Source organism: Paenibacillus selenitireducens (assembly GCF_002021565.1).
In the GTDB taxonomy this organism is placed as follows: domain Bacteria; phylum Bacillota; class Bacilli; order Paenibacillales; family Paenibacillaceae; genus Paenibacillus_K; species Paenibacillus_K selenitireducens.
Genome location: NZ_MSZX01000001.1, coordinates 256929 through 282174 on the forward strand (window position 1 = coordinate 256929; position 25246 = coordinate 282174).

The following is a 25246-nucleotide window of genomic DNA, read 5'->3' on the forward strand; positions in this document are numbered from 1 at the left end:
CTATTGACGGTTTTAAAATATGATGATTATAATATATTACGGTCATCATATTTTAAAAGTGATTTTAGGAGGTACTAGGTATGAATCATCTGGAAACAGTAGATACACTGGTTATTGGATCAGGTCCGGGAGGTTATGTGGCAGCGCTGCGATCCGCTCAGCTTGGAATGAAGACGGCAATCGTTGAACGTGGTCAGCTTGGTGGTGTCTGCACCCATGTGGGCTGCATTCCATCCAAAGCATTGATTGCAGAAGCACATCGTTATCAATTGCTTCGTCAGTGGAATAAGGGGGTCACCTCGGGTTCCTTCGAGGAGGCTCAGGCTTTCAAGCAATTGGTCGTGAACAAGCAAGCTGGCGGCGTTCATTATCTGCTAAAAGCGGCTGGGGTAACGATTCTGGAAGGCGAAGCAGGCTTGGTTGATGAGCATACAGCGAAGATAGAACAACAAGGGACAGAACAAATGATTTCGTTCAAAAATGCAATCCTGGCAACGGGTTCTCGTCCAATTGAACTGCAGGCATTTCCGTTTGGTGGACGTATCTTATCCTCGACAGAAGCGCTGTCGCTGTCAGAGATCCCAACGAGCTTGTTAATTATCGGTGGTGGATATATCGGCGTTGAGCTGGGGCAAATGTATGCCAAATTCGGCACGAAGGTGACGATCCTGGAGGGAGGAGGACAAGTGCTGCCGGGGTTTGAGGCGGAGCTTGCGGCTCCTGTTATTCGGCAGTTGAACGCGGATGGCGTCACCATCATCACAGGAGCCACAGCGGTCAAAGCGGAACAGGATGAAGATACGCTTATACTCCACTATTTGAAAAATCAAGAACAACAATTTGTACGAGCGGAGTATGCATTAGTGACTGTCGGAAGAAAACCGAATACAGATGGAAGCTTAGGTCTGGAGCGGATCGGCTTGCAAGTAACGAGCAGGGGGCTGATCGAAACAGACGAACAGTGCCGCACGAGTATCTCTCATATTTACGCGATTGGAGATATTACGTCGGGTCCGGCGCTTGCCCATAAAGCTTCCTATGAAGCGAAGGTTGCAGCCGAAGCCATTGCAGGTCAACCTTCTGTCGTGGATTACAAAGCGATCCCGCTTGTCGTTTTTTCTGAGCCGGAATTGGCTAGCGTTGGCCTCAGTGAGACAGAAGCCAAGGCAAAAGCCATTCCAGTTGTCATTGGCAAATCCGCATTCGGGATTAACGGCAGAGCATTGGCGCTGCAGTCAGCGGAAGGTTTTGTCAAAATCATCGCGGATCAGGCATCAGGCATCGTAGTAGGTGCGCAGATTGTAGGCGTCGAGGCATCCTCCCTTATATCCGAGCTTGCCTTAGCGATCGAGATGGGAGCGACCGTAGAGGATTTGGCGATGACCATCCATCCCCATCCTACATTGGGAGAAGTGATCATGGAGGCTGCTGAGAACGCCGTTCGGAAAATGATGCTTGGAAACGCTCGGAGAGAGGGAGAGTTAGCACAATGAAATTCAAAATGGGTGTGTATATTGGCATGTCGGTGATTCTTATTGCAGGAGGATCGCTTCTGATTGCGAAAGGGAAAGATGCAGTCAGCCAAGCTGAGAGCCGTAAACAAGGTATCCTCGAGGCAGAACAGAAGACCATCATGTATGACAAAAGCCCCGGGACGGTCGTTCTGGTCAACAAAGGAATTGGCGATGCTGTTCAAAAGGGAGAGGTTCTAATCAAGGTGAAACCCGCTGAAGGAGCCGAAGCGGATGTGCTTGCGCCGGACACGGGACAGATTAGCAAAATCGTTGTAAAGCCGGGGGATCAGATTGCGCAAGGGGTGCCGGTTGCGATTGTGCAAAAGTCAGCCTATTACACGGACCTCTATATCCAAGAAGGTGAAATTCAGAAACTTGCGGTCCATCAAAGCGTTAAAGTTCATTTTCCGTATCTGGATCGTCCTGACCAAGTCAATGGTGTTGTCGCTTCGGTTGCAGCCGCTCCGCAATTTGCCAGCCTCCGTATGTCACGGGAGAGAGGGCAAGCCGATTTAAGCATGTTCCTTGTCCGAATATCTGTAGATGCAAGTTCAGATCTGCTTCCGGGTATGACAGCGGAGGTGAACCTTGATGAACTCGCTGATTGAGGAGTGGAAATACGTAAAGGCCAGCAAATTTCTTAAGGGTATCTTTATCGGTCCGCTTGTTGCGGTATTGTTTTTCGGTTTGATGTTCTCACATAACCAAATCAACAAATCGCCGGTGGTTGTGATTGACGAGGACCACAGCGCTTATTCCCGGGAACTGATTTCGGAACTGAATGCGTCCCAATATATGCATGTCGTGAATGTATTCGCGAGCCGCATGGATCCCGAGGCCTTGCTGGCCAACGAGCAAGCTGTAGCGGTCATCATGCTTCCGAACCAATTGGAGCTGCGTCGGCTGCAGGGTTTATCCTCGAACATTGGGATTTTAATGGATAACACGATGCCCTCAGGACTAACCGGGATCCGAACCGCAATTCAAGAGATCATCACCACGGAAAATATAACGCTTTCCATGACCCGTCTGGCTCAGAGCGGAATGGATGCTGAAACATCGAAAGGGCTGGTATCTCCGTTATCCCTTCAACAGCGCATGCTGTTTAATCCGACCACGAGCTATGTTGGCTTCATGGTGCTAGGATTTGTTAACATCGTCGTGTTAATGATAACCACGACTGCGGCGGGATCGATTGCACCGCGTCTAAGACAGGAGGGGAAGCTGTTAGCAAAGGGCGCATCGCCTGCACAGTTCTGGATTCGCAGTGTACCTTATGCTGTTCTGAGCGCGATCTCGCTACTTCTATGTTATGGTTTGCTCAAGCAAGTGGGAAATATGCGGTTTGAAGCGGAGCCTTATCTTTTTGTGATTCCATTGCTCATTTATACATTTGCCTTGTCCCTCATGGGGATGCTGATTGGTTATTCTGCCAAAGATTCATCGAAGGTAAGTCTGCGAACCAGCTTTGTATTGTACCCGTCATTTCTCGCCACGGGAATTCAGTTGACTCCGCTTGCGTTTCCGTTATTTTTTCAAATCATGGCATGGCCGCTGCCGATGAACTGGCTGAACCGACTTCTAAGAGGAATGGCATTTCGGAGTGGAGGTCTGACAGCCTACGGTCGGGAGATGGGGGCACTTCTAATTATCATTGGCGTTGTGTCTTTGATCATCGGATTACTGATGGTACGAGAAGCGCGTAAAGCGAATTTTTCCCAGGAGAAGCTAGTAAATTCGGACGTCTTATCGGTCAGTAATTAAGTATAAGCAGTTCAACGCAACCTGAAAAGGTTGCGTTTTTTCTTGGAGCATTGGGCGGCGAAGTTCAGATCCTTTTGGCAATGCTTATAATATAGCCGTCGTCAGTGACGCGCGCGAGTTTGCCGTACAATTTTTGTGCGAGCTAACCATGCATTGGAACGGTGCAATCGTGGTTGAACGAACCGTGCGTAGATTGGCTTCCGAAGCGGCAGCGCATTTCAAGAAAACGGCAGCTGCACTGGTCGAAATGCGTGAGATGTTCCCTTTTCCACAAGGTGGACAGCCAGACGAACCAACGGCAGCCAATCGTGCGGTTGAACTGCTGCGTGCTGCGAGGGAAGCTGAGGAGCAAGGGATTCAAGTATTGGAGGGTCTCCTTGATTTTATGAAGGCCTATTGGTCTGAGCAGTGGGTGAACTGATTTCTTGGTGATATGGCGATATGCGAGGAGCAAGTCGAACGGTATTTGATGCTGTTCATCCTTCGTATCAACGAATGGTTGGTACAGGAGGTATGAATTAAGTCCTGACTTGTGACCCTTTTCTTAGAAGGGGTCTTTTTTTTAGGCTTAGGGGATATTTCGCTTTATTTACATGATTACGCAGGAAAATAAATCCAATTGTCGAAATTTAATACAAATGGTTAGGGGGTTATCTTTTGGCGAGAAGAAAAAGTAAAGCAAAGCAACAGGAAGAATTCATTCAAAGTTTATTAGGCCTCATTGTACTAGGATCCATTTTTGGTACGTTTTATTTTACAGACTCTTTGACAGCATCTGTGATCGTATGCCTCTTGTCGGTCAGTGTGTATATTGGGGTTATGATCCGTATAGGGGTGAAGAAGGCAGAGCGTTTGAAACGATCTGGCATTGCTGACATCGATAACATGGACGGCGTGCAATTTGAGAAATATCTTGGATATTTATTTCAAGCACACGGATATAAAACGGAAGTGACGAAAACGATAGGAGATTATGGCGCGGATCTGATCCTTCAAAAGGAAGGCAAAAAGATTGTTGTTCAGGCCAAGCGATACAGTAAGAACGTAGGCATCAAAGCGGTGCAAGAAGCACAAGCGTCCATCGCTTATTACGCAGCATCTGAAGCATGGGTCATATCGAACAGTGATTATACTGCAGCTGCATATGATTTAGCGAAATCGAATAAAGTCCGTCTCATACACCGTGAGGAGCTTATTGAAATGATATTGGCGCTAAATCCAGGAACGGCACCCGTGGCAAGCGAAGTCATTGAAGATCATCCGACACGAGAGATTCCTTGTCCGAGGTGTGGCGCTAATCTAGTCCTTCGTAGCGGGTCTCGAGGTCAATTCTACGGATGTAGAAGTTTTCCCAAATGTCGCCATACGCAGCAAGTCGAGTTCACCTAAAACATCGGAATATTTGTCCACCTACGGGAAGTATAATGAACGGAACGATATTGTTAAGGGAGAATCAATCCATGGAGACTTCATTACTTCGCGCATTAGGTATTTCGTTTCTACTGGTTACGATGCTAACGCCAATTTTAATATGGGGATTACGTAGCTTGAAGTTAACGCAGCCGATCAGGATAGAATTGCCCCCAGACCATCAAGCCAAACGCGGTACTCCACTGATGGCGGGTATAATCCTGCTTATCGGGGTAATCACTTCAACATACTTCCATCCAAAGCCACTCGTACTCTTCCTTGGAGCAGCGTTTGTGTTATTTAGCTTCGTAGGTTTCATGGACGATTTTAAAAAGGCTGCTTTTCAAGATCCCTCTGGCATATCTGGTAAAACGAAGCTGATCTTTCAATTTGTTTTTACAGGCGCATTATTATTCGTATTGCTATACCAATTCAACTTAAGTTCAGATATTACCCTGTTGAAAGGCGTTACGTTCCACCTTCCAATCATCGTATATCTAATCATCATGATGTTATTTATTGTAGGATCAGCCAACGCTATTAATTTTACAGATGGACTGGACGGCCTCCTGATTAACGTGGCAATACCGACGTTCTTTTTCTTCTTTGTGATTTCGGAACGAATAGAAGTAAAGACATTTTCATTAGTGATGATTGGATGCTTATTAGGGTTATTTATCTACAATATCTATCCGGCAAAAGCTTTTATGGGCGATACGGGTTCCTTAGCCCTTGGGGGTTCTCTCACCTTCTTGGCTGTCATTGAAAAGGTTGAGATCTTGATCCCGATTCTATTTTCCGTCTATATAGCAGAGCAATTATCTGTCATCCTACAAGTCTGGTTTTATAAGAAAACCAAAATAAGAATCTTTCGAATGGCTCCGATTCATTATCACTTTAGTCTCAAATATGGCTGGAGCGAGAATAAAATCGTGATGATTTTCGGATTTATCTCTTGGTTATCCGTATTCATTTCTTGGGTGATTTGGAAGTACCTATTATAACGCGATAACATTATGGTGAATGAGCTTTTCACGCGTATCTGGCTGCAACGAGTAAGACCACTGAGGCATCAAGCTTCCGTGGTTCTTTTTTACCACAATAAAATATATAACTTTTCGAGAGATTGCCGAAATCAAATTAGGGTGCAGGGAACGGAGCGAAATGAACGGACACAGGAGACCTTATTTATGCCAAAAGCACTCAAAATGCAGGGTGAACGGACACAGCAGCTCTTATCATGCCAAACCTAAGCTATATACTCATGATTCGAATGGAATAAGGGCATCTAGGTCCGCAATAACGGCTAATCTATGAGCATAGCAAACAATAAGGTCTCTCATGTCCGTTATGCACAAAGAGCTTATTTAATTTGTCAAAATTTCGTATCTACGACAGCTGAAACTGAAACACCAATCCATCCCTCCTATCCATAAACGTATAGGTTCACAGAATAAAGGACCGTCGAGTGACCCCCTGACGGTTTTTTCATGTTTTTCTCAAATTTCTGTCATGTATAATGAATAATATGGCACGGCTAACAAGGGGGAGACATGGATAACATTCAATACTTATCTCAATTTAATCTATTAAAGTCGTTATCTATAGAAGATTTAATCGAAATGGATCAATTAACTTCCATCACCATCATGCCGAAAAATACATATATTCAAACGCCTGATTCCTTTAAGGAAGGTCTTTACTTTGTGAAACAAGGGAAGGTGCGTTTGTTTAAGCTGAATGCAGAAGGGAAACAATTCACATCGGACATCCTTTGTGAAGGAAATGTGTTTGGTGAGATGAATATGATTTCACTCGGCACACGGGATCATTATATTGAAACGATCGAAGATAGCCATATTTGCTTGATGAACAAGGATAGATTTGAAAGTTTTATTATGCAGCGGCCTCGATTTATGATGAATTTAATGAAAGTATTGAGTGATCGCATTAACGGGATGAGTCATTTAACGCAAAATCTGGCGCTTGGAAATCTACATGAAAAAATTTTATATGTGTTAAGGAAGCTGTCTGATCAATTTGGATATACAAGTGATGAGGACTATTACCGATTGAATTACGCGCTTTCACATCAAGAAATCGCCAATCTAGTCGGGGCAACCCGAGAAGCAGTGACTGTCGCCTTGCAAGAGCTCGTGAAAGAGAAAGTCATTCAAACGGGATTTAAAACGGTCTATCTTCATCGAGATCAACTTGCAAAGTTGTAATCCACCCTACATCTTTTCTTGATGGGAAAGAAGTACCCTATATATAAAACATATGAAAATGAGGAAGAGATCCATGAATGATAAACAGGAGCTTTCGGTTTCTGACGCGATTCTGTCGAGAAAAGGTGCTAGGAAAGTAGCGGATATTCCGAGTGAAGTCATGAGTCTGCTGCAAAAAGGACAACTTCAGACGGTGAATTTGACCGAATGGCTGGCAGTTGACCATATAACTCTGCTGCAGCATATTCTCGTGGAATTTGGATTGCACCAAGAGGTGAATCCCATGATACAGCGGCTTCATCTTACGAATGAAACGAAGATTATGAAAATCATTCCTGCGATCGCGCGCGAGTGGCTTGGCTTGTTCGATCGAATGTCTCCACAGGAAAGCACCCAGATCTTCGATTCTTTGGCTGTCCACCATTCAGATAGCGTTCGCTGTTGGGCGGCTTATGTGATTGGGCTGGATGAACGATTAAGCATTGAAGCGAAATTGACAGGTATTCGTCCGTTCGCTGCAGATGCTCATTTTGGCGTGCGCGAGATTTCATGGATGGCGTTGAGGGAATCGATCTCGAAGGAATTGGAGAAATCGATAGCGCTTATGACCGATTGGGTGCATGATCAAGATACGAATATTCGGAGGTTTGCGATTGAATCGACGCGTCCACAAGGGGTTTGGGCTAAACATATACACGAGTTAAAAGCAAATCCAGGCATGGCGCTTTCGCTGCTCGAAGTCGTGAAGTCCGACCCGGCCAAATATGTTCAGGACTCTGTAGGGAATTGGTTAAATGATGCGAGTAAGACGAATCCGGAATGGGTTATTCAGACTTGTGATCAGTGGCTGAAGGCTTCGGCTACCAAGGAGACGCAACGAATCGTGACGAAGGCCCAACGAAGCTTGGTGAATAAACCGAAATAAGAAGTGACAGGATTCTGGTGGTGTAAAGTATGTTTTATCTCATTATGGCGATTCAAATATGCAGTTTCTTTTTTATTTTTCAATCTATTTCACGCTATCGATTTACCATCAAAGAAATAACGATGTGGTTAGTGTCATTTTTATCGATTGGCTGGGTTTCCACCTATTTTATCGGGGTATGGGGGGCCGTCACGCTTTTGGGTTGTTTTATGGGCATATCCTATTACAAAAATCATATGACGTTGACCGCTTTAGGTGTGTTTTACGGCGCCTACGCTTTGGTCATGAATTCTTTTTTAGGGTATATTGCAGCAGATCCAATTGCCTGGCTTGTACACTTCATCTTTAGACAATCATCTGCGAATCTTGAATATCTTCCGTATCTTTTTACGGCGATGGCACCGCCTATTATGAATGAAATCGGGCTTCGCGTTGTGCGTCACTATGTGCCGCAGCTTAACAAGGATCTCCTACAGGAATCCAGCAAAGTCATTCTTTTTCCAGTGATTGTGCTATTCATAATCATTATCGCTTCGGTCTATCCGATTCTATCTATTGGCAATCAAACGGGGGAATATAGTTCCTACCATCGCACAATAATTTTAGGCATGTGGCTGCTATTCATTATAGCTTTGGTATATATGCAGTTTCAGTACAATCATATTCGAAAAAGGGAAATAGAAAAGGTCAAACGCGAACAATTCGAGCAATTAAAGGATTACGCAGCACAGCTCGAAAAAATCTATGATGAATTTAGAGGTTTTCGTCATGACTATGCGAATATTCTATTGACGCTGGAGGATGGGATTTATAGGGAAGATTGGGATCAGGTCAAACACGTCTATGAAAATACAGTTAAGCCGACGGGGCAAATGATGCGGAAAAATGAATACAGCTTTGTGAAACTGCGGAACCTTCATGTCCCCGAGGTTAAAAGTATTTTGGCAGCTAAAATCATGATGGCGCAACAAATGAAAATCGATGTTACGTTAGAAATCGAAGAACCGATTCATACGATTCAGATGGATTTGATTTCGTTTACCCGGGTTCTGTCCATTTTATTAGATAATGCGATTGAAGCCGCGGTGAAGACGGAGGAACGCAAGCTTTGGATCGTGTTATTGGAAGATGCTATAGTTCAACGAATTATAGTAGAAAACAGTAATGGAGAGAAAGTCAATTTACGGAGGCTGGAGGAACGCGGATACTCTTCTAAAGGCAAGGGACGTGGCCTAGGTTTATATAATGTACAGCAAATCTTAAAAGATAATAAATATGCTTCACTAGAAACAGAGGCCCACGCGCATCTATTCTCTCAAACGCTAATCTTAAGAAAGACTGGAGAACGGGAATGAATATTTTTATATTAGAGGATAACCTTATCCAGCAGCAACGTTTAGAACGAATCATTAAAGCATTGACGTTAAAGCATCAGATTCGGTACCGAAATCTAATTTCGACCGCCAAACCTGATTATTTAATATCACAAGTGGAACAAGCAGCCAATCATCAATTGTATTTTCTAGACTTAGAGATCAAAAACGAGAAGCATACGGGGCTCGCTGTCGCGAAGGAGATCCGAAAAAAAGATCCCTATGGCACGATTGTTTTTGTCACCACACATTCCGAGTTAGCCCCCAAAACCTTTGCCTATCGGGTGGCTGCGCTAGATTTTATTGAAAAGGATTTACCAGAAGAAGAATTTATTCAAAAAGTTGAAGCATGTCTGTTGATTGCTGATGAGCGCCGAACCATTCCGGTAAGTCTCGACCTTTTTTCTTTTGAGAATAAATACACCAGCTTTCAAATTCCTTTTTCAGATATTCTGTATTTCGAGACCATTGATATCGCACATAAAATAAGATTAATTACGACATCTAAAGTACTTGATTTTTATGCCGAATTGCATGAAATTGCGGAATCTGATGAACGCCTCTTCCGTTGCCATCGGGCCTTTGTTGTGAATTTAGCCAATATTAGATCCATCGATAAAAAGAACAAGCTTGTCTTGTTCGACCATGATGAAAGCTGTTCCGTGTCAAGAAGATTGCAAAAGGAAACGATTGAAAGAATGGAAGCATTCAGACGAAAAGAGTTTTCGAATGATGGTTCCTGAGCATTTAGGGTATCCATGTTACATATGAAGTGCTAGTCGCTATGTCTTCCATAGCTGCTGGTGCTTCTTTTTTTTGGCTCAAAAAAGTACCGTTTATGAAGGTTAAAGGACAGTTGGCGATATAGCTATCTGGAATCTAGCACAAAAGCTTTATGCTAGGAATGCAGCAAGAACAAGACCAGATAAGGAGCGAACAATCATGGAACCCATGGAAACAATGATCCACATCCATCAATTATCCAAAGCCTATAAAGGCACGGAAATCGTGTCAAATGTCACCATGCATATTGAAAAAGGGGAGATTTACGGGTTCTTAGGACCGAATGGTGCTGGGAAGACCACCATCATGAAGATGATTCTGAATTTGGTGAAACCCACATCAGGCGAGATTCGGATCAGCAATCAACTCGTGACGCCATCGTCTTATCAATATTTAGCTCAGATCGGCAGCATTATTGAATACCCCGTTTTTTATGACCGTCTGACTGCCGTTCAAAACTTAAAGCTTCATTGCAAATACGTTGGGTATCCAGAGGAACATCGAATTCAAGAAGTCTTAGAAACCGTTGGCTTAAACGACGTGGAACATAAAAAAGTGCATGAATTTTCGTTAGGTATGAAGCAACGATTGGGGATTGCCAGAGCCATGATGACCAAGCCGTCCTTGTTGATTTTGGATGAACCGATTAATGGGTTAGACCCGGTGGGCATTAAAGATATTCGGATGCTGCTGCTGAAGCTGAAAAATGAGTACGGCATGACGATTTTAGTCTCCAGCCACATTGTTTCGGAGATTGAATCGATTGCGGATACGATCGGCATTATCCATCATGGAACTTTATTGAAGGAAGTGAAGATGGCTGACATCCGAAAAGAAAACGTGGAATACCTAGAAATAAATGTGGCGGATTCGAAGCAAGCTTCACGGCTGCTGGAAGAAAAATTACACATTCACGACTATCAGGTGATGGACCTAGAGACGATTAGGGTCTACCAACAAGATGTAACGCAATCCGTCATTAATAAAGAGCTGGTTCTGAATGACATCGTCGTCAATCGTATGGACACGCAACAAAGTAATTTAGAAGAGTACTTCCTAAATCTGATTCACGGAGGCAGACAACATGTCTAAACTTATAACCATTGAATGGCAGAAAAACAATCTAGCAGGATATGGGATCCGGGCCGTGATTTGCATGTTTATTATTTTCGGTATGGTGGGGGGCATGGCGCTTATGTCCAACGCTCAGAATGAACCCATGTTTTTGGACTTTGCTGCCTTCATGTCACTAGCTAATATCTTTGTTCGCATCACCTTTGTCGTATTTTCAGGCATCCTGATTTCGAGATTAGTTATTGAAGAATACCGGAGTAAAACCATGCAATTGCTATTTACGTATCCCTTACAGCGCAAAAAAGTGATTCAAGCCAAGCTAATGATCGTCGTTATTTTTTGTTTCATCTGGGTCCTGATGTCTACCTTAATCATTGAAGGATTGACCATCGCTTTGAATCCGACCGTTCATTTTTTTGAAACACCGGTAACGATGGGAGCATTGTTGGATACCATGCCTTCCGTCATACTCGCTTCAGCGATGACCGCCGGTTTAAGTCTAATTCCTTTATCTTTTGGCATGCGTAAAAAGTCTACGGCCACAACCATTACGAGTTCAGTGATCATCGGAACATTGCTAAATGCGATGGTGTCGGATGGAAGCGGCAGTTCTGTATCGATGTTTCAATGGATCGGCGTACCCATCATGTTCTGTGTGTTTGGTGTAGCCGTCGCTTATCTATCGTATCGTAAAATTGACAGAATAGATGTATAAGAGAGGTATATCATGAAATTAAATAAGTGGATAGGGCTGTGTATCGCCGTTGTTTTGGTAGGCGTACTTTTTATGACTACGCAAGTAGGGTCTCAAAAGATAGAAATCACGGAAGACATCCCATCGGAAGAAGTTCAGAGCATTGACATCAAGAATGATTCGTGGGATCTGGTCGTGAAGGAATCCAATGACAATCAAGTTCATGTAGACATCCAAGGGAAGCAGAAGAATAAGAAGAAAGCTCCTGTTCGTGTGATGCATCAAGATAAACAGTTAATCATTCAGCAAGATCAACAAATGGGCGGGGCCTTCTCGGCGTTTACATTTGAGAAAGAAGGAACCATTACAGTAAGCATTCCCCCCAATACCATAGAACAAGTTAAATTGGTGAATCAGGAAGGGGATCTCCATATTCAAGCGTTAGCCACCCGAAAGATAGTCGTTGAAAATGAAGCGGGTAATGTCAAATTTAATGAAGTAAAAGCTGATGTAGGGGTATTTAATTTCATTGCAGGAGACTTCACCGTAAACAATAGCTCCATAGATAAACTTAGCGTTGTGGCGAAGGGAACGAATCTCTATTTAAAAAATATGACGAGTTCCTTACTGAATGTGTATTCGAAAACAGGCGAAATCGTTCTAACGGGAGTAGATGGGCAAAGTGAAATGAACATGGAGACCGAAACAGGCGATATTCAAGTAGCATATCAAGCTGCGCCATCCAATTTGAAAGTGGCCGTGGAAAATGCGAAAGGAGAAATAGCCGTTAACTTGGCGAATCTCGCAACGACGACGAATACGGACGAAGAAGTTAATGGAACGATTGGCGCTGGAGCATATTTATTGCATGTCAAAAGTTATTCAGGGAGCATTGGAATCAAGTAACGACTAAAAAAGACCCTTGAGATCGTGATCTCAAGAGGTCTTTTGCCATGTAAAAGAATATCCAAATTTGATGTGTATACTATGACATTCTGGAATGAACTTTTTTGCCTTGTACCCAAACTTCGCGGATGTTTTCTGGTCGCGCCAGATACATGATCTTCTGGAAGACATCATGTAAATCCTCATCTGCTTGATAGATAGGCAGTTTGGCAGAGGTTATTGTCGTATCGATGATTTGTGCATCCCATGCGTAGTCTGCTTCCAAGCGGCCGATCGGCAAGCTAAGGCTTTCGCCGCCTCCGGCTGTAGCCAAATAGAACGCCTCGTTAATGGTGATGCGCGAATTCGGAACACCGCGCTCTTCCGCAGGAAGCGTCGTATTCACGCCGTCTTCCAGCATTCTGGAGGAGATGACGGCTTGTCTAGCATTATCGAACAGACTCGGTGAGAAACCGCCAGAGATGTCGGAGCCTAACCCAATCTCAACCTCTTTGGCATGCAAATGCGCAATAGGAATCACGCTGTTGGCGAAATAGGCATTCGAGATAGGACAATGGCAAACCGCCGTGCCTGTCTTAACGAATAAATCGGCATCGTCGTCATTGATGAAATTGCAATGCGCCATGACGGACTTTTCACGCAGCAGACCAAAATCATGCAGCGCAAACGCATCATTTTTGTTGAAGCGATCTTGAACATAGCCATGCGCCCAATCACTTTCACTGCAGTGCGACTGCACATAGGTATCATACTTTGCAGCTAATGCGCCTAGACCCTGTAATCCTTCATCGGTACAGCTTGGAATGAAGCGCGGTGTGACGACGGGGTAGACCCCCTGCTTTGTTGATTTTGCTAATTCCTTGACCGCAATAATAAATTCCTCGGTGTCCGCTAATGCCGTTTGCGTATCCCTGTCACGATAATATTCGGGGTTATTCTCAGGATGATCCATCACCACTTTCCCTACTAAACCACGTTGTCCTTGTTCAGCACAGATCTCAGCTAGCAAGATACTTGCTTCTTTATGAACCGTGGCAAAATAAAGGGCTGTCGTGGTTCCGTTCGCGAGTAGGGTGCTAACGACATCTTGGTAGACTTCTTGGGCAAACTTCATATCCGAGAATTTCGACTCTAGCGGGAATGTATATGTGTTCAACCAATCATAGAGCGGGATATCTAAAGCCGTTCCGGATTGTGCCCATTGCGGCGCATGCACATGCAAATCGACAAAACCAGGCAAGAAATACTGGCCTTCCGTTAAACGGTGGAAGTTATCTTGGTCTTGATAAGCCTCTAACAACGTTGGATAGTCAGCGTCTTCCGGAGCAACGATTTGTTCGATCATCCCGTTCGTATTAATGAAGAACAGATAATCCTTTAAAATTTGTATTTCTTTGGGTGACTTGGCTGAAAAAGCCGTTCCTTGGAAAATTTGCGAATATTTTTTCATCAATTACACCTTAATGTTCGTATTTTTGTAGAATGATATTGATATTATAGGGGATTTAAAATATTTAGTCTATTATCAAAATTTAAAACATGCGGCCGAATATAATACATGTCACGCCCTCATATATATAGAACCAGAAAGGGCGGGGATCAGGAGATGTGGATTTTAATTCTAATGTTAGCGGGCTGTCTCTCTGGATTTGTTCTGTTCCGAAAAAATACATTGCCTCTCTATCATGAGCTCGATCCGGGTCAACAGAAACTGTCCGTAATCATTCCCGCTAGAAATGAAGAATGTAATTTGCCCTATCTGCTCGATTCCCTCATGTCGCAAACCATGCCGCCTTTCGAAATTATTGTGGTGGATGATTTCTCGAGTGACAGGACGAGAGAAATTGCAGAGCGCTACGCGGGTGTTAAGGTAATTGCGGGCAGTCCTCTCCCACAGGGATGGACAGGGAAGAGCTGGGCGGTATGGAGTGGCTATTTACAGGCTACCGGCGATCTCTTTGCCTTTTTGGATGCGGATATCAGACTGGCGCCCCATGCGTTGGCATCCTTGATCAAAGCACGGGAACGATCAAAGGGAGTTATTTCGGTGGTTCCTTTTCATCATACGGAAAAGTTGTATGAGAAACTTGCCCTGGTCATGAACATGCTGGGCATATTTACGTTTATGTCGGTTTTTGAAAAAGGAAACCCGAAGAAAGGACTATACGGCTCTTGCATATTGGCTTTGCGGGAAGATTATGAAAAAATCAAGGGTCATGAAAGCGTCAAATCTGAGGTGCTGGATGACTTGTTAATCGGATCGAAATTCGTAGAAGCGGGTATTCCCGTCACTAATTTTATTGGATATGGCATGGTTTCGTTCCGTATGTACCCGCAAGGCCTCCGCAGTGAAATCGAAGGCTTTAGCAAAGGGGCGATCTTAAGCACCTCAACACTCAGTCCGTGGACGATTGTCCCTATTGCCATTTGGGTACTTGGACTCCTTGTGTCGGATGCCGCCTTTATTTTGGCGAATACTTCATGGGCTCTGCCTTTGTTCATTGGTTATGTCATGTATATGGTTCAATTATTTTATTTTATGAAATATGTAGGTGTTTTTGGAATCCTGATGCCCGTGATGCATGTGTTTGCCTCCTTATTTTTCTTGGTTATTATGCTGTATTCGTTGTATCAGGTCGTTGTTCTGGGGCAGGTGCGATGGAAGGGAAGGTATGTCCAAGTGGGGGGCAGGCGAAACCGATGATGATGGTGTTGTTGATTGCATGCGCTTTTTTATCGGGCTCCCTCATGTTCTCGTATTGGTTGGGTCTAGCAGGCAAAAAAAATCTAAAGGCCGTTGGCGACGGAAATCCAGGGGCTTTGAACCTGTGGAAGGCTCATGGGTATAAATTCGGCATTGCCGGTGTTTTGCTGGACTTTGCGAAAGGTTATCTACCGCTCATATGGATGCTCGGAAGTGAGTATGTTCAAGGCTATTTCATCGTTCTGCTTGCACTAGCTCCCATTGCGGGGCATGCTTTTTCGCCGTTTCTTAAAGGCAGAGGTGGAAAAGCGATTGCGGTTACCTTTGGCGTGTGGAGTGCGTTGACGGGGTTTGAGGTTTCATTGGTATATGCCGTGATTTTGGCGTTCATGGCGGTCGTGAGTTACTGGATATACAAAAACAAGCCGAAATCCGCCGAGGCAGATGGCTTGCAGGTTGTAAGCGGTATGCTGCTTCTTTCGGTCTATTTGTATCTAAGAATGTTCTCTGCTGTGATCCTGCTGGTGTGGCTTGGAAACTTCGCAATCCTCGTCTATACCCATCGAATTGAATTGGCCTCGTTGTTGAAGAAGAACATCAACTAACAAGATTTTAAATAACTGATGGACCGCTGCACATCGCAGGCCCATATGCGGTCAGGATAGTTCTGTATCCAGTCTATGGGGTTAATCCCGCAAACATAGGTCCAAGCTGTATCCAAGTATAAGCCGACGGAGCGGTCTGAATATTCGATTACGGTTGATCCGCCAATGGAGGACAAGGTATGGGCAATCGGCATGAAGGTCTCTTCGATGTTCAGCAGCTTATACCATTCTCGCCAGCCAAATAGATTAGAAGAGATTTTCATACGGATCCCATACTTTTATAATATGACTTGGGAGGGGCAATATGGTGGATAAAATCGTGATGATTACGGGAGCAAATTCAGGGATCGGGAAAGCAGCAGCACTAAAATTCGCGATGGAAGGCTATCGTGTGATCATGGCTTGCCGTAACATGCGCATCAGTAAAGCCGTGCAGCAAGAAGTGGCGGAGGCTTCAGACAATGCGAGCGTAGATCTGATGGAACTGGATGTGTCTTCTTTTCAGTCTATCCGAAGTTTTTGTGCGGAGTTCAAGCAGAAGTACCCGCGACTCGATATCTTGATACATAATGCCGCTTATTTAAATCATGGCGAAAAAGAATATCGATTAAGCCCCGAACAGATCGAGTTGTCATTTGCGACGAATGTATTTGGACCTTTATTTATGACGAATTTATTAGCAGACCATCTTGAAAAATCGCAAGACGCTAGAATTCTTCACGCTTGTACGACAAATATCAAAAACTTCTTCGATCCGAAACGGAAAATTGACTTCGATAATTTGCGCGGCGAATTCCGGAACTCGCGACGTTATAGCGCATATAAGATGTACGGTGACTCGAAGATGGCGTTATTGATCTTAACCTTTAGATTGGCGGAGGAATTAAAAGGCCGGGGGATTAAGGTTAATGCGCTTCAGATCAATCGTGTCAAACTATCGAAAGCAACGATCGACAAGCTAAGTCCTTTTTGGAGAGTGCTCGCATGGGCTCAAAATTTGACCAATCCGTTACCCTCTGGCATGGCAGATAACTATTATTATATTTGCACTTCAGAGGAATTCCGCCATGTTACAGGTCGACTTATCAACCATAACAGGGAGATTATCCAGCCATCTACCAGCGAAAAAGGCATTGAGCAATTGAAGAACATCTTCGGTTCGGGAAGTTACCCTCAATATGCGAACGATCACCAACATGCTGAAACCTTATGGGATTTAGGCATTGAGTTAGCGAAATACGCGCCTTAATCGGCGTGTTTTTTTATATCCAAAAATTCAATTAAGAATGATATTCATTATCAATTATAGTATATTGGAATATAATCAGTACTACGAAATGATGCAGAATAGGAGGCTTAGCGGTTGAATGAATCTGAACGATCATCTATATATGTGGAACCATGCGTTTATTCAGGTGATGGATATCCGGCACGTTACGATGAAACATGGGGAGGAGTTACAAGCATATCTGTTGCCAGCCAGTGCATTCCTCTATACCGTACGCGGAAATGCGAAGGTTTGTCTTAACCATAAACTTTATGAAGTCAAACGGTTCCATCTTTTTCATGGCGGAAAAGGGATGTGGCTTCATATTGAGGCCGTGGAGGAGCTGGCATATTACTTGATTTTATACAAAGCGACACTAAGTTTGCCTTACCGCCAAGATAAGGTACGTTTATTGGAGGAAGAAAACCCATTTCAATCCCAATATGCGTTCCGCCCCCACTATCCATTAACTTTGTTCGATAAGGTTGAACGGCTCGACTTAGAGTGGAAGGAAGCATCCGCGTGGGGGAAAATGCAGGTTCGATCCATATTCTATCAATTTGTTTGCGAACTGCTCTGGCAATTGGAACAGCAAGGCATACGGCCGATCAAAGCGGATCTTGCCGCTATGGCTACAGATTATATACACGAGCATTTCAGAGAGCCTCTTACGCTCGATTCGATTGCAGAAGTGCTAGAATGCAGTGCAGGACATCTATCCAGATTATTCAAGAGCAAAATGAATAAGAGCCCAATCTATTATCTGGGGGAGATACGAGTAGATCGGACGGCCCAGCTTCTTGCGACGACAGACGCCACCCTGCAGGAAATTGCTGAAAGGGTAGGATTCTCGGATGCCCATTCCTTAAGCCGAACGTTTAAAAAATACAAAGGAATATCTCCGGCTCGGTTTAGAAGAGTGCAAGCCCATCTGCAAGAGGATCAAGAATTGCCCCATTCCATGCGGGAAATTGCCGTTTTTAAAAGTAATTCGAACCGATATACTGATATTGAAAATCATTATCAATACAGAGTAAGGGGAGAATTATTCATGTTTAACAAAAATAAGGTAGCGATCATGACGGTGTTCATGTGCTTGTCGCTCATGCTCAGCGCTTGCTCGAGTCTCGCTCAGACGAATACGAGCGTAAATAACCAAGCTTCTGACCAGCAAACAACCGAAGGCCAACAGACGGCAGCGGAAGTGAAAACGAGAACGGTGTCTACGCCTCGAGGAGACGTGGAAGTACCGCTTGAGCCGAAACGCGTGGCTGCTGATCAATATATGGGCTATTTACTCAAACTAGGTATTATCCCCGTCGGCGTCAGGACCCTTATGCTGAATGAAAGCTGGATTAAGCAATCAGGCATACCGGAGGAGACATTGAAGGGCATTGCGGATTTAGGCGACAATTTCCCGATGAACTTGGAAAAGCTGGTTGATTTGGAGCCCGATTTAATTATTGGATCGGTTGCTGAACATATTGAGCAATATGAGAAAATTGGTACGACCGTCTTATTGCCTTATTGGGTAGAAAAGTCGACAGCGGGACCGCTAGACAAATTTAGAAGCATCAGCGAGATATTCGGGAAGCAGGAAGAAGCTGAGAAGTGGATTGCAGCGTATCAACAGAAAGTAGAGAAAGCTCGCGACCAAATCAAGGGCGTTATCAAAGAAGGTGAAACAGTTTCCGTGGTGCAAATCGCAGAGAAATCAGTTTATGTCTTAGCAGCAAAAGGCGGAAACTATGGATCCACGACAATCTATGAAATGCTGCAGCTTCCGCCAACCCAAAGTGCATTAGACATGAAAGAAGGATTCGCTTCCATCTCCATGGAGTCTTTGCCTGACTATCTTGGGGACCACGTATTTGTGTACAACTCATCACCAGAAGCAACGGATGGATTCTTAAAAAGCGCATTATGGAAGGCCACCACAGCGGCGAAAAAAGATCAGGTCTACATCTACGGCAATATGTTTAATGATGAATTCGTGATGGAGGACCCCTACTCTTTAGAGCTTCAGCTTAGCACGATCGTTGATCTTTTATTGTCGAAGCAAAAGAAATAATAATTAAAGGTTTCCGTTGAGCCTGCATATTTTAATTGAAATGATCTTCCTCCTTTGATTGAGAATGATTATCATTTATAATGGGTGATAAGTCGCGTAATTAGGAGAGAGATTACTATGAAGTTGGACGATCATATCGCCATATGGAATCACAGCGCTGTGAAAATATTCGATATTAGACATACCGTCCTGCATGCGGGGGAATGGCTACATGATTATCGTTTTCCCGCCAGCGGATTTATTTACGGGGTACGTGGATCGGCGAATCTTCTGTTGGGCGGCAACGTTTATCAGACGAGACGATATTATCTTTTGCACGGGGCAAAGGGAATGAGATTGGAAATCGAGGCGAAGGATGAATTCGAGTTCTATATTCTATTCTATCGAGCGAAGCTCGCCTTCTCTGGCTGGATTGAGATGAGGCATATGCTGGAACGCAGAAGTCCATTTGAGATGCAGTACGGATTCGAGCCTAGTGAACCTTTGGTAATGCAGGGTTTGATGTCATCGATGGAACAGATACTTATGCAATCCGGCAGCCGCGGCAGTGTGCAAATTAAGGGATTGTTCTATCAATTTATCCACGAAGTATTGCGAGATTTAGAGTTGGATAAGTCCGAGATTGACAATCTGGATCTCGTGACGAGGGCGATCCGTTACCTTCATGAGCATTATCAAGAGGGGATCTCGCTGGATTCACTTTCGAATCAGTTGAACTATAGTCCTCGGTATCTGTCCATGAGATTCAAGGAACAGACTGGAATGAGCCCGATCGATTATTTAATCCGGTTCCGCGTAGAACATGCCAAAAAGCTGTTGCGGGAGACGGGTGCAAGTTTAAGAGATATCGCGGCACATGTTGGCTACGCAGATGAGTATTATTTCAATCGACTGTTCAAAAAGCAGACAGGTTACACCCCAGGGCGTTATCAGGCTATGGAACGAGAAAAGGGCATATCGGAAGATCGTCCAGTTATGATTTCCGGATTGTCCATTGGAGTCCCAAGCGCTAGACGCTATAGTATTGATTATGATAATCATTATCAATATATTACTGGGGGATTCATGGATATGAAAAGAAATAAAAAATCTGCATTCATGCTGGGCATGTTGCTCAGTTTTACATTGTTGCTTGGTGCTTGCTCAGGAGCGGGGGTAAATGCCGGGACGAACGCAACTTCTTCCACAAATGATTCAAAAGTAACGTCAACGGCAGCAACAGATTCCGAACAAGGAAGCGAAGCGAAGACTCGAACGGTATCTACAGTGAAAGGGGATGTGGTCGTTCCGGCAGAACCGAAGCGCGTCGTCGTGCTGTATCTTCTAGGTGATGCGGTCGCCCTTGGTGTGAAGCCGATCGGGATATCCGAAGTATATGATGGTGCGGCTTTCGCCGAGGAATTGAAAGGCGTTAAAGGCTTGGGCCATTGGTTCGAGGCGAATCCGGAAGACGTCATGGCACTTGATCCGGACCTGATTATCGTTGCCTCTGAGGATAACTACAAGAATATGAAAGATATTGCACCAACGGTGCTTATTCCCTTCGATCAAATGACGACGGAGGAACAACTTCATAAGCTCGGCGAGGTCTTTGGTAAGGAAAAAGAGGCTCAGACGATACTGAATAACTTCAATGACAAGGTAGAGACGAGCAAGGAGAAGCTTCGGTCAGCCGGGTTATTGGATAAGACAGTCACGATCATCGAAGGCGACAAGAAAGAAATGAACGTCATCGAAAGCGAGCAATATGGGCGCGGCTCCCAAGTTATCTACGAGTATTTGGGCATGAAGGCTCCGGAGGTCGTTCAGAGAAAGATCGACACGTCAAAAGCAGCAGGGTCTGAAGTGGTATCCATGGAAGTGCTGCCTCAGTATGTCGGGGATTTCCTCTTACGTTCCTCCTATGAAGGAATGGAGGATCTGTCAGGGAATAAGGTTTGGGCCAGCATTCCCGCAGTCAAGGCAGGGAACATGATCGAGATTGAATTTGGATTGTTTTACTACAGTGATATTTACTCTCTGAACACCCAATTGGACGTCATCACAGACAAGTTGCTGGCGACCGTAAAGGACAATTCATGAGATGGCTATCCTGAAAATTAAGCGTTCTGCCCCGATGATACGGGGTAGAACCTTCTTCGTCCTATTCCTTCTAGTCGGATTACTATTGCTCCTGTTAGCAGGAGCCGCCTCCATTTCCTTCGGTGCGGCGCGGATGGATATATCCACGGCCTGGTCCGCAATATTCGCTTTCAATCCGGAAGTGCCTGAACATCAAATTATTCAAACGCTTCGATTCCCTCGAACAATTGCTGACATTGTCGTAGGTATAAGCCTATCGGTAGCAGGGGCGATCATGCAAGGGACAACGAGAAATCCGTTGGCCGATTCGGGTTTGATGGGAGTAAACTCGGGCGCTGCTTTTACGATGGTGCTTGTTCTTGCATTTATGCCTGGAATTGGCTACACGGAATCATTGCTCATGTGTTTCTTGGGAGCAGGGCTTGGAGCGGGCATGACCTATCTGGTTGCATCCCTGAACAAGCGAGGCATGACGCCACAGCGGCTTGTACTCGCGGGGATGTCGATCTCGATGCTTTTTGGTGCGCTGGGCACCTTTTTCTCCATACAATATAATCTCGGACAAGCTCTTTATTATTGGACGTCGGGAAGTGTGGCCGGGGCATCCTGGAGTGAGCTTGCATTCGTTGCTCCTTGGTTCGTGGGCGGGTTGGGGCTTGCGATTGCGTTGTCTCCATCCATTGCCATATTAAACCTGGGAGATGAAATCGCCAAGGGCTTCGGGCAGCGTACCGTACGCGTCAAATTATTGTCTACGATCGCTGTCTTACTGCTATCCGGACTATCGGCTGCATTGGTCGGCCCCGTGGGGTTCGTCGGGTTGATCGTTCCTCACATCATGCGGTTTATGATAGGTGTGGATTACCGGTATATTATCCCGGCATCCGCCGTATACGGGGGCGTATTCATGTTGGCCGCGGATCTGATCGGACGTCTTGTGAATCGTCCGAATGAGATGGCGCTTGGCATTGTGTTCGCCATCTTAGGCGTTCCCTTGTTCCTGATCATTTCAAATCGGATGAGGAGGGGACTTGAATGAATGTGACACAACGGCACTCGGAACCAATCAAACCCTCTACTCTTTACGATCAGCAGATCCAGCGTAGACGTCTACTGATCGTTATCGCTTTGTTCGTTGTCCTTATTGCAGGTGCCATATGCAGCATGAATTTGGGCCGAATGTCACTTGGTCCGTTGGATGTGATCCGAACGTTGTTTGGGTATGGAACGGACAAGAACCATCTGGTTGTATTTGATTTCCGATTACCGCGTATTGTCCTCGCGATGCTGGTTGGCATGGGGATGGCAGCATCAGGGACGGTGCTGCAGGGGATCTTGCGCAATGATCTTGCAGATCCGGGAATGCTTGGTATTAGTGCGGGGTCTGGTCTTGCCGTTATGCTCTTTGTTTCCATTTTCGGGCTTGCTGGTTTATCTTCGGCTATTTTGCTGCCATTGCTTGCCTTTGGAGGGGGGATGGTATCTGCGTTATTGATATATGTCTTGTCCTATCGAAGGGGGAGTGCCCCGTCCCCTACCCGGCTGATTTTGACGGGGGTTGCGATCAACGTAGGACTAGGCGCTTTGACGTTATTCTTGACGTTGAAGCTGGATAATGATCAGTTTGTATTTGCTCAAAAATGGCAGGCTGGCTACTTATGGGGAGATGAGTGGATTTATATTGCTATTCTTGCTCCTTGGGTTCTACTCTTATGCGCTTATGTATGGTATCGATCGTCCGTATTGAATACGTTGGGTCTAGGGTTTACGGTTGCGACAGGAGTCGGTGTTAACGTAAGCAAGTCATTCCTGGGCTTAGCATTGGCTGCGGTTGCGTTAGCCTCAGGCAGCGTTGCGCTAGGTGGTTCGATCTTCTTCATTGGGTTGATTAGTCCGCATGTGGCCCGCAAACTGGTGGGTCCGAATCATAAGCTTCTTTTACCGGCATCGGGAATTATCGGAGGGATCATCCTCTTGGCTGCGGATACGATTGTACGGACGATTCAATTCGGTGCCGATCAGCCTGCAGGAATTTTTGTAACGATGTTAAGCGTTCCTTATTTTATATATTTGTTGATGAAGTCTACTTAATGGATGGAAGGAGTACACGACATGCTTCGTCGCTTTTTTGACTATTACCGTCCTTACAAAGGGCTATTTATTCTAGACTTCACATGTGCGATACTTGCTGCGCTCTTGGAGCTGGTTTTCCCGCTTGCGCTGAACCGTGTCGTGGATGATCTGCTGCCGAGCGGGAATTGGAAATGGATTTTATATGCCTGTCTTGGCTTGCTCGGCATCTATGTGATCAGCGCCTTCCTTCACTATGTCGTGACCTATTGGGGACATAAGCTGGGAATTAACATCGAGTCGGATATGCGGAAGAAGCTCTTTGATCGAATTCAGAAGTTAAGCTTTGGCTTTTTCGACAATAACAAAACAGGTCATTTAGTGTCTCGGATGACGAACGATCTGATGGATATTGGCGAAATCGCCCATCATGGCCCAGAGGATTTGTTCATCGCTGTCATGACGCTGACCGGGGCATTTGGCATTATGCTCAGTATTAACTGGGAGCTGGCGGTGCTGACCTTCATCATCGTACCGATCATCATTTATTTGTCCTTATATTTCAGCCGTAAAATGTCCCGAGCTTTCGATCGGTTGTTCGCGAACATTGCGGAGTACAACGCACGGGTAGAAAACAATGTCAGCGGCATTCGTGTTGTTCAAGCATTCTCGAACGAGAAGCATGAGATGGAACGCTTCGCCGTACAGAACGAACGTTTTCGAATGGACAAGCTGGTGACCTACCGGATCATGGCATGGAATTCATCCCTGAGCTTTATCCTCATGAAGCTGGTATCGCTATTCGTGCTTGTCATCGGCACATGGTTCGTGATAACGAAGCGAATGACTTATGGGGAGTTCATTGCATTCGTGATGCTCTCGAGCGTCTTTCTTCAGCCGATTCAACAAATTAATTCGGTCATTGAGACCTTTCCGAAGGGGATGGCCGGGTTCAAAAGATATCTGGAGCTGCTCGAAACGGAGCCGGATATTGCCGATGCCTCGGATGCAGTTGCTATCCACCATGTAAAAGGGGACATCGCGTTTAATGGTGTAAGCTTTGGTTATGAGGATCGTCCGAATGTGCTCAAGGAGGTTCATCTATCGATTGAAGCGGGAGAGACGGTAGCGTTGGTCGGTCCGTCAGGCGCGGGGAAGACAACCCTGTGCAGTCTGTTACCCCGTTTCTATGAAGTGACAGGTGGAGCAATTACGATCGACGGCGTGGATATTCGCCACATGACCTTAGAGTCTCTCCGTTCGCATATAGGCATTGTGCAGCAGGATGTATTCCTGTTCGACGGAACGATTCGTGACAATATTACTTACGGCAAGTTGGGTGCTTCAGAGGAACAGATCCTAGAAGCGGCCCGGCGCGCGCAGCTTGAGGAGCTTATCGCATCCCAGCCGAATGGGCTGGATACGATCATTGGGGAACGGGGCGTAAAGCTGTCCGGAGGGCAAAAGCAACGCTTGTCCATCGCCAGGATGTTTCTTAAGAATCCTTCCATCCTCATTCTGGATGAAGCGACTTCAGCACTGGATACAGAGACTGAAGCTGCGATCCAGTTGGCTCTATCGGAGCTGTCGACTGGACGGACGACACTAATAATCGCGCATCGACTAGAGACCATTAAGAATGCTGACCGCATTATTGTCATTGCCGATCAAGGGATCGCGGAGCAAGGCAAACATGAAGAGCTGCTTCGTATTGGCGGTGTTTACAGCCGTCTGCATCGCGTATCGTAAGGATTTTCATCATAAGCACGTTTAAGG

General features: G+C 45.2%; 23 protein-coding genes. 21 read left to right on the forward strand and 2 right to left on the reverse strand.

The window, feature by feature from the left end; genetic code table 11:
• Positions 1 to 80 precede the first annotated feature (80 nt).
• From lpdA to BVG16_RS01215, 13 genes are all read left to right on the forward strand, one after another.
• Positions 81 to 1493, forward strand: a complete 1413-nt coding sequence (lpdA, locus tag BVG16_RS01155; protein ID WP_078496707.1) for a dihydrolipoyl dehydrogenase — start codon at positions 81 to 83, stop codon at positions 1491 to 1493.
• On the forward strand, positions 1490 to 2122 hold the full coding sequence (locus BVG16_RS01160) for an HlyD family efflux transporter periplasmic adaptor subunit (protein ID WP_078496708.1): 633 nt from the start codon (positions 1490 to 1492) through the stop codon (positions 2120 to 2122). Before lpdA ends, BVG16_RS01160 begins: the two co-directional genes overlap by 4 nt.
• Positions 2106 to 3278: an ABC transporter permease gene (locus BVG16_RS01165; RefSeq protein WP_078496709.1), complete on the forward strand. Its 1173-nt coding sequence runs from the start codon at positions 2106 to 2108 to the stop codon at positions 3276 to 3278. Before BVG16_RS01160 ends, BVG16_RS01165 begins: the two co-directional genes overlap by 17 nt.
• Positions 3279 to 3426: 148 nt before the next feature.
• Complete coding sequence (locus BVG16_RS01170; protein ID WP_078496710.1) at positions 3427 to 3699, forward strand: hypothetical protein; 273 nt, start codon at positions 3427 to 3429, stop codon at positions 3697 to 3699.
• Positions 3700 to 3935: 236 nt separating this feature from the next.
• On the forward strand, positions 3936 to 4667 hold the full coding sequence (locus tag BVG16_RS01175) for a restriction endonuclease (RefSeq protein ID WP_078496711.1): 732 nt from the start codon (positions 3936 to 3938) through the stop codon (positions 4665 to 4667).
• A gap of 71 nt (positions 4668 to 4738) precedes the next feature.
• Positions 4739 to 5692 carry a phospho-N-acetylmuramoyl-pentapeptide-transferase gene (gene mraY, locus BVG16_RS01180; protein ID WP_078496712.1) on the forward strand — a complete coding sequence of 318 codons (954 nt, stop codon included), beginning with the start codon at positions 4739 to 4741 and terminating at the stop codon, positions 5690 to 5692.
• Positions 5693 to 6241: 549 nt separating this feature from the next.
• Positions 6242 to 6916: a Crp/Fnr family transcriptional regulator gene (locus tag BVG16_RS01185; RefSeq protein ID WP_078496713.1), complete on the forward strand. Its 675-nt coding sequence runs from the start codon at positions 6242 to 6244 to the stop codon at positions 6914 to 6916.
• A gap of 73 nt (positions 6917 to 6989) precedes the next feature.
• Positions 6990 to 7841 carry a DNA alkylation repair protein gene (locus tag BVG16_RS01190; RefSeq protein WP_233146855.1) on the forward strand — a complete coding sequence of 284 codons (852 nt, stop codon included), beginning with the start codon at positions 6990 to 6992 and terminating at the stop codon, positions 7839 to 7841.
• A 29-nt stretch (positions 7842 to 7870) separates the two neighbouring features.
• The gene (locus BVG16_RS01195; protein ID WP_078496714.1) at positions 7871 to 9196 is read left to right on the forward strand and encodes a sensor histidine kinase; all 1326 of its coding nucleotides are present in this window, start codon (positions 7871 to 7873) and stop codon (positions 9194 to 9196) included.
• Positions 9193 to 9957: a response regulator transcription factor gene (locus tag BVG16_RS01200; RefSeq protein ID WP_078496715.1), complete on the forward strand. Its 765-nt coding sequence runs from the start codon at positions 9193 to 9195 to the stop codon at positions 9955 to 9957. The genes BVG16_RS01195 and BVG16_RS01200 overlap by 4 nt, the downstream gene beginning before the upstream one ends.
• Positions 9958 to 10165: 208 nt before the next feature.
• The gene (locus BVG16_RS01205; protein WP_078497246.1) at positions 10166 to 11089 is read left to right on the forward strand and encodes an ABC transporter ATP-binding protein; all 924 of its coding nucleotides are present in this window, start codon (positions 10166 to 10168) and stop codon (positions 11087 to 11089) included.
• Positions 11082 to 11786, forward strand: coding sequence for an ABC transporter permease (locus BVG16_RS01210; RefSeq protein ID WP_078496716.1), 705 nt, complete (start codon positions 11082 to 11084; stop codon positions 11784 to 11786). Before BVG16_RS01205 ends, BVG16_RS01210 begins: the two co-directional genes overlap by 8 nt.
• A gap of 12 nt (positions 11787 to 11798) precedes the next feature.
• Positions 11799 to 12671, forward strand: coding sequence for a DUF4097 family beta strand repeat-containing protein (locus BVG16_RS01215; protein ID WP_078496717.1), 873 nt, complete (start codon positions 11799 to 11801; stop codon positions 12669 to 12671).
• Positions 12672 to 12750: 79 nt separating this feature from the next.
• Here the strand turns inward: BVG16_RS01215 and guaD are convergent, their stop codons facing one another.
• The gene (guaD, locus tag BVG16_RS01220; RefSeq protein ID WP_078496718.1) at positions 12751 to 14121 is read right to left on the reverse strand and encodes a guanine deaminase; all 1371 of its coding nucleotides are present in this window, start codon (positions 14119 to 14121) and stop codon (positions 12751 to 12753) included.
• Between the two features lie 156 nt (positions 14122 to 14277).
• Between guaD and BVG16_RS01225 the strand changes: the two genes are divergently transcribed.
• Both BVG16_RS01225 and BVG16_RS01230 read left to right on the forward strand, forming a co-directional pair.
• Positions 14278 to 15375, forward strand: a complete 1098-nt coding sequence (locus tag BVG16_RS01225) for a glycosyltransferase family 2 protein (protein WP_078496719.1) — start codon at positions 14278 to 14280, stop codon at positions 15373 to 15375.
• Complete coding sequence (locus BVG16_RS01230) at positions 15372 to 15980, forward strand: glycerol-3-phosphate acyltransferase (protein ID WP_332888755.1); 609 nt, start codon at positions 15372 to 15374, stop codon at positions 15978 to 15980. The genes BVG16_RS01225 and BVG16_RS01230 overlap by 4 nt, the downstream gene beginning before the upstream one ends.
• Here the strand turns inward: BVG16_RS01230 and BVG16_RS01235 are convergent.
• The gene (locus BVG16_RS01235; RefSeq protein ID WP_078496720.1) at positions 15977 to 16243 is read right to left on the reverse strand and encodes a hypothetical protein; all 267 of its coding nucleotides are present in this window, start codon (positions 16241 to 16243) and stop codon (positions 15977 to 15979) included. The genes BVG16_RS01230 and BVG16_RS01235 overlap by 4 nt on opposite strands.
• A gap of 41 nt (positions 16244 to 16284) precedes the next feature.
• Here BVG16_RS01235 and BVG16_RS01240 point away from each other — a divergent pair, with 41 nt between their 5' ends.
• From BVG16_RS01240 to BVG16_RS01265, 6 genes are all read left to right on the forward strand, one after another.
• Entirely contained in the window at positions 16285 to 17229 is a 945-nt protein-coding gene (locus tag BVG16_RS01240; protein ID WP_078496721.1) for an SDR family NAD(P)-dependent oxidoreductase, read from the forward strand.
• A gap of 118 nt (positions 17230 to 17347) precedes the next feature.
• Complete coding sequence (locus BVG16_RS01245; RefSeq protein ID WP_078496722.1) at positions 17348 to 19318, forward strand: ABC transporter substrate-binding protein; 1971 nt, start codon at positions 17348 to 17350, stop codon at positions 19316 to 19318.
• A gap of 117 nt (positions 19319 to 19435) precedes the next feature.
• Complete coding sequence (locus BVG16_RS01250; RefSeq protein ID WP_078496723.1) at positions 19436 to 21400, forward strand: AraC family transcriptional regulator; 1965 nt, start codon at positions 19436 to 19438, stop codon at positions 21398 to 21400.
• A gap of 1 nt (position 21401) precedes the next feature.
• Positions 21402 to 22439 carry a FecCD family ABC transporter permease gene (locus BVG16_RS01255; protein WP_078496724.1) on the forward strand — a complete coding sequence of 346 codons (1038 nt, stop codon included), beginning with the start codon at positions 21402 to 21404 and terminating at the stop codon, positions 22437 to 22439.
• The gene (locus tag BVG16_RS01260) at positions 22436 to 23491 is read left to right on the forward strand and encodes a FecCD family ABC transporter permease (protein WP_078496725.1); all 1056 of its coding nucleotides are present in this window, start codon (positions 22436 to 22438) and stop codon (positions 23489 to 23491) included. The genes BVG16_RS01255 and BVG16_RS01260 overlap by 4 nt, the downstream gene beginning before the upstream one ends.
• A gap of 21 nt (positions 23492 to 23512) precedes the next feature.
• Complete coding sequence (locus tag BVG16_RS01265) at positions 23513 to 25219, forward strand: ABC transporter ATP-binding protein (protein WP_078496726.1); 1707 nt, start codon at positions 23513 to 23515, stop codon at positions 25217 to 25219.
• Positions 25220 to 25246: the final 27 nt, after the last annotated feature.

What these genes read in the sequence shown, in the direction of transcription:
- BVG16_RS01250 (WP_078496723.1), top strand. Translation starts at nt 19,436, where the DNA reads ATGAAGTTGGACGATCATATCGCCATATGGAATCACAGCGCTGTGAAA.
- guaD (WP_078496718.1), bottom strand. Translation starts at nt 14,121, where the DNA reads ATGAAAAAATATTCGCAAATTTTCCAAGGAACGGCTTTTTCAGCCAAG.
- BVG16_RS01260 (WP_078496725.1), top strand. Translation starts at nt 22,436, where the DNA reads ATGAATGTGACACAACGGCACTCGGAACCAATCAAACCCTCTACTCTT.
- BVG16_RS01165 (WP_078496709.1), top strand. Translation starts at nt 2,106, where the DNA reads ATGAACTCGCTGATTGAGGAGTGGAAATACGTAAAGGCCAGCAAATTT.
- lpdA (WP_078496707.1), top strand. Translation starts at nt 81, where the DNA reads ATGAATCATCTGGAAACAGTAGATACACTGGTTATTGGATCAGGTCCG.
- BVG16_RS01240 (WP_078496721.1), top strand. Translation starts at nt 16,285, where the DNA reads ATGGTGGATAAAATCGTGATGATTACGGGAGCAAATTCAGGGATCGGG.
- BVG16_RS01245 (WP_078496722.1), top strand. Translation starts at nt 17,348, where the DNA reads ATGAATCTGAACGATCATCTATATATGTGGAACCATGCGTTTATTCAG.
- BVG16_RS01225 (WP_078496719.1), top strand. Translation starts at nt 14,278, where the DNA reads ATGTGGATTTTAATTCTAATGTTAGCGGGCTGTCTCTCTGGATTTGTT.
- BVG16_RS01190 (WP_233146855.1), top strand. Translation starts at nt 6,990, where the DNA reads ATGAATGATAAACAGGAGCTTTCGGTTTCTGACGCGATTCTGTCGAGA.
- BVG16_RS01170 (WP_078496710.1), top strand. Translation starts at nt 3,427, where the DNA reads ATGCATTGGAACGGTGCAATCGTGGTTGAACGAACCGTGCGTAGATTG.
- BVG16_RS01215 (WP_078496717.1), top strand. Translation starts at nt 11,799, where the DNA reads ATGAAATTAAATAAGTGGATAGGGCTGTGTATCGCCGTTGTTTTGGTA.
- BVG16_RS01255 (WP_078496724.1), top strand. Translation starts at nt 21,402, where the DNA reads ATGGCTATCCTGAAAATTAAGCGTTCTGCCCCGATGATACGGGGTAGA.
- mraY (WP_078496712.1), top strand. Translation starts at nt 4,739, where the DNA reads ATGGAGACTTCATTACTTCGCGCATTAGGTATTTCGTTTCTACTGGTT.
- BVG16_RS01200 (WP_078496715.1), top strand. Translation starts at nt 9,193, where the DNA reads ATGAATATTTTTATATTAGAGGATAACCTTATCCAGCAGCAACGTTTA.
- BVG16_RS01265 (WP_078496726.1), top strand. Translation starts at nt 23,513, where the DNA reads ATGCTTCGTCGCTTTTTTGACTATTACCGTCCTTACAAAGGGCTATTT.
- BVG16_RS01160 (WP_078496708.1), top strand. Translation starts at nt 1,490, where the DNA reads ATGAAATTCAAAATGGGTGTGTATATTGGCATGTCGGTGATTCTTATT.
- BVG16_RS01205 (WP_078497246.1), top strand. Translation starts at nt 10,166, where the DNA reads ATGGAAACAATGATCCACATCCATCAATTATCCAAAGCCTATAAAGGC.
- BVG16_RS01195 (WP_078496714.1), top strand. Translation starts at nt 7,871, where the DNA reads ATGTTTTATCTCATTATGGCGATTCAAATATGCAGTTTCTTTTTTATT.
- BVG16_RS01235 (WP_078496720.1), bottom strand. Translation starts at nt 16,243, where the DNA reads ATGAAAATCTCTTCTAATCTATTTGGCTGGCGAGAATGGTATAAGCTG.
- BVG16_RS01230 (WP_332888755.1), top strand. Translation starts at nt 15,372, where the DNA reads ATGATGATGGTGTTGTTGATTGCATGCGCTTTTTTATCGGGCTCCCTC.
- BVG16_RS01210 (WP_078496716.1), top strand. Translation starts at nt 11,082, where the DNA reads ATGTCTAAACTTATAACCATTGAATGGCAGAAAAACAATCTAGCAGGA.
- BVG16_RS01185 (WP_078496713.1), top strand. Translation starts at nt 6,242, where the DNA reads ATGGATAACATTCAATACTTATCTCAATTTAATCTATTAAAGTCGTTA.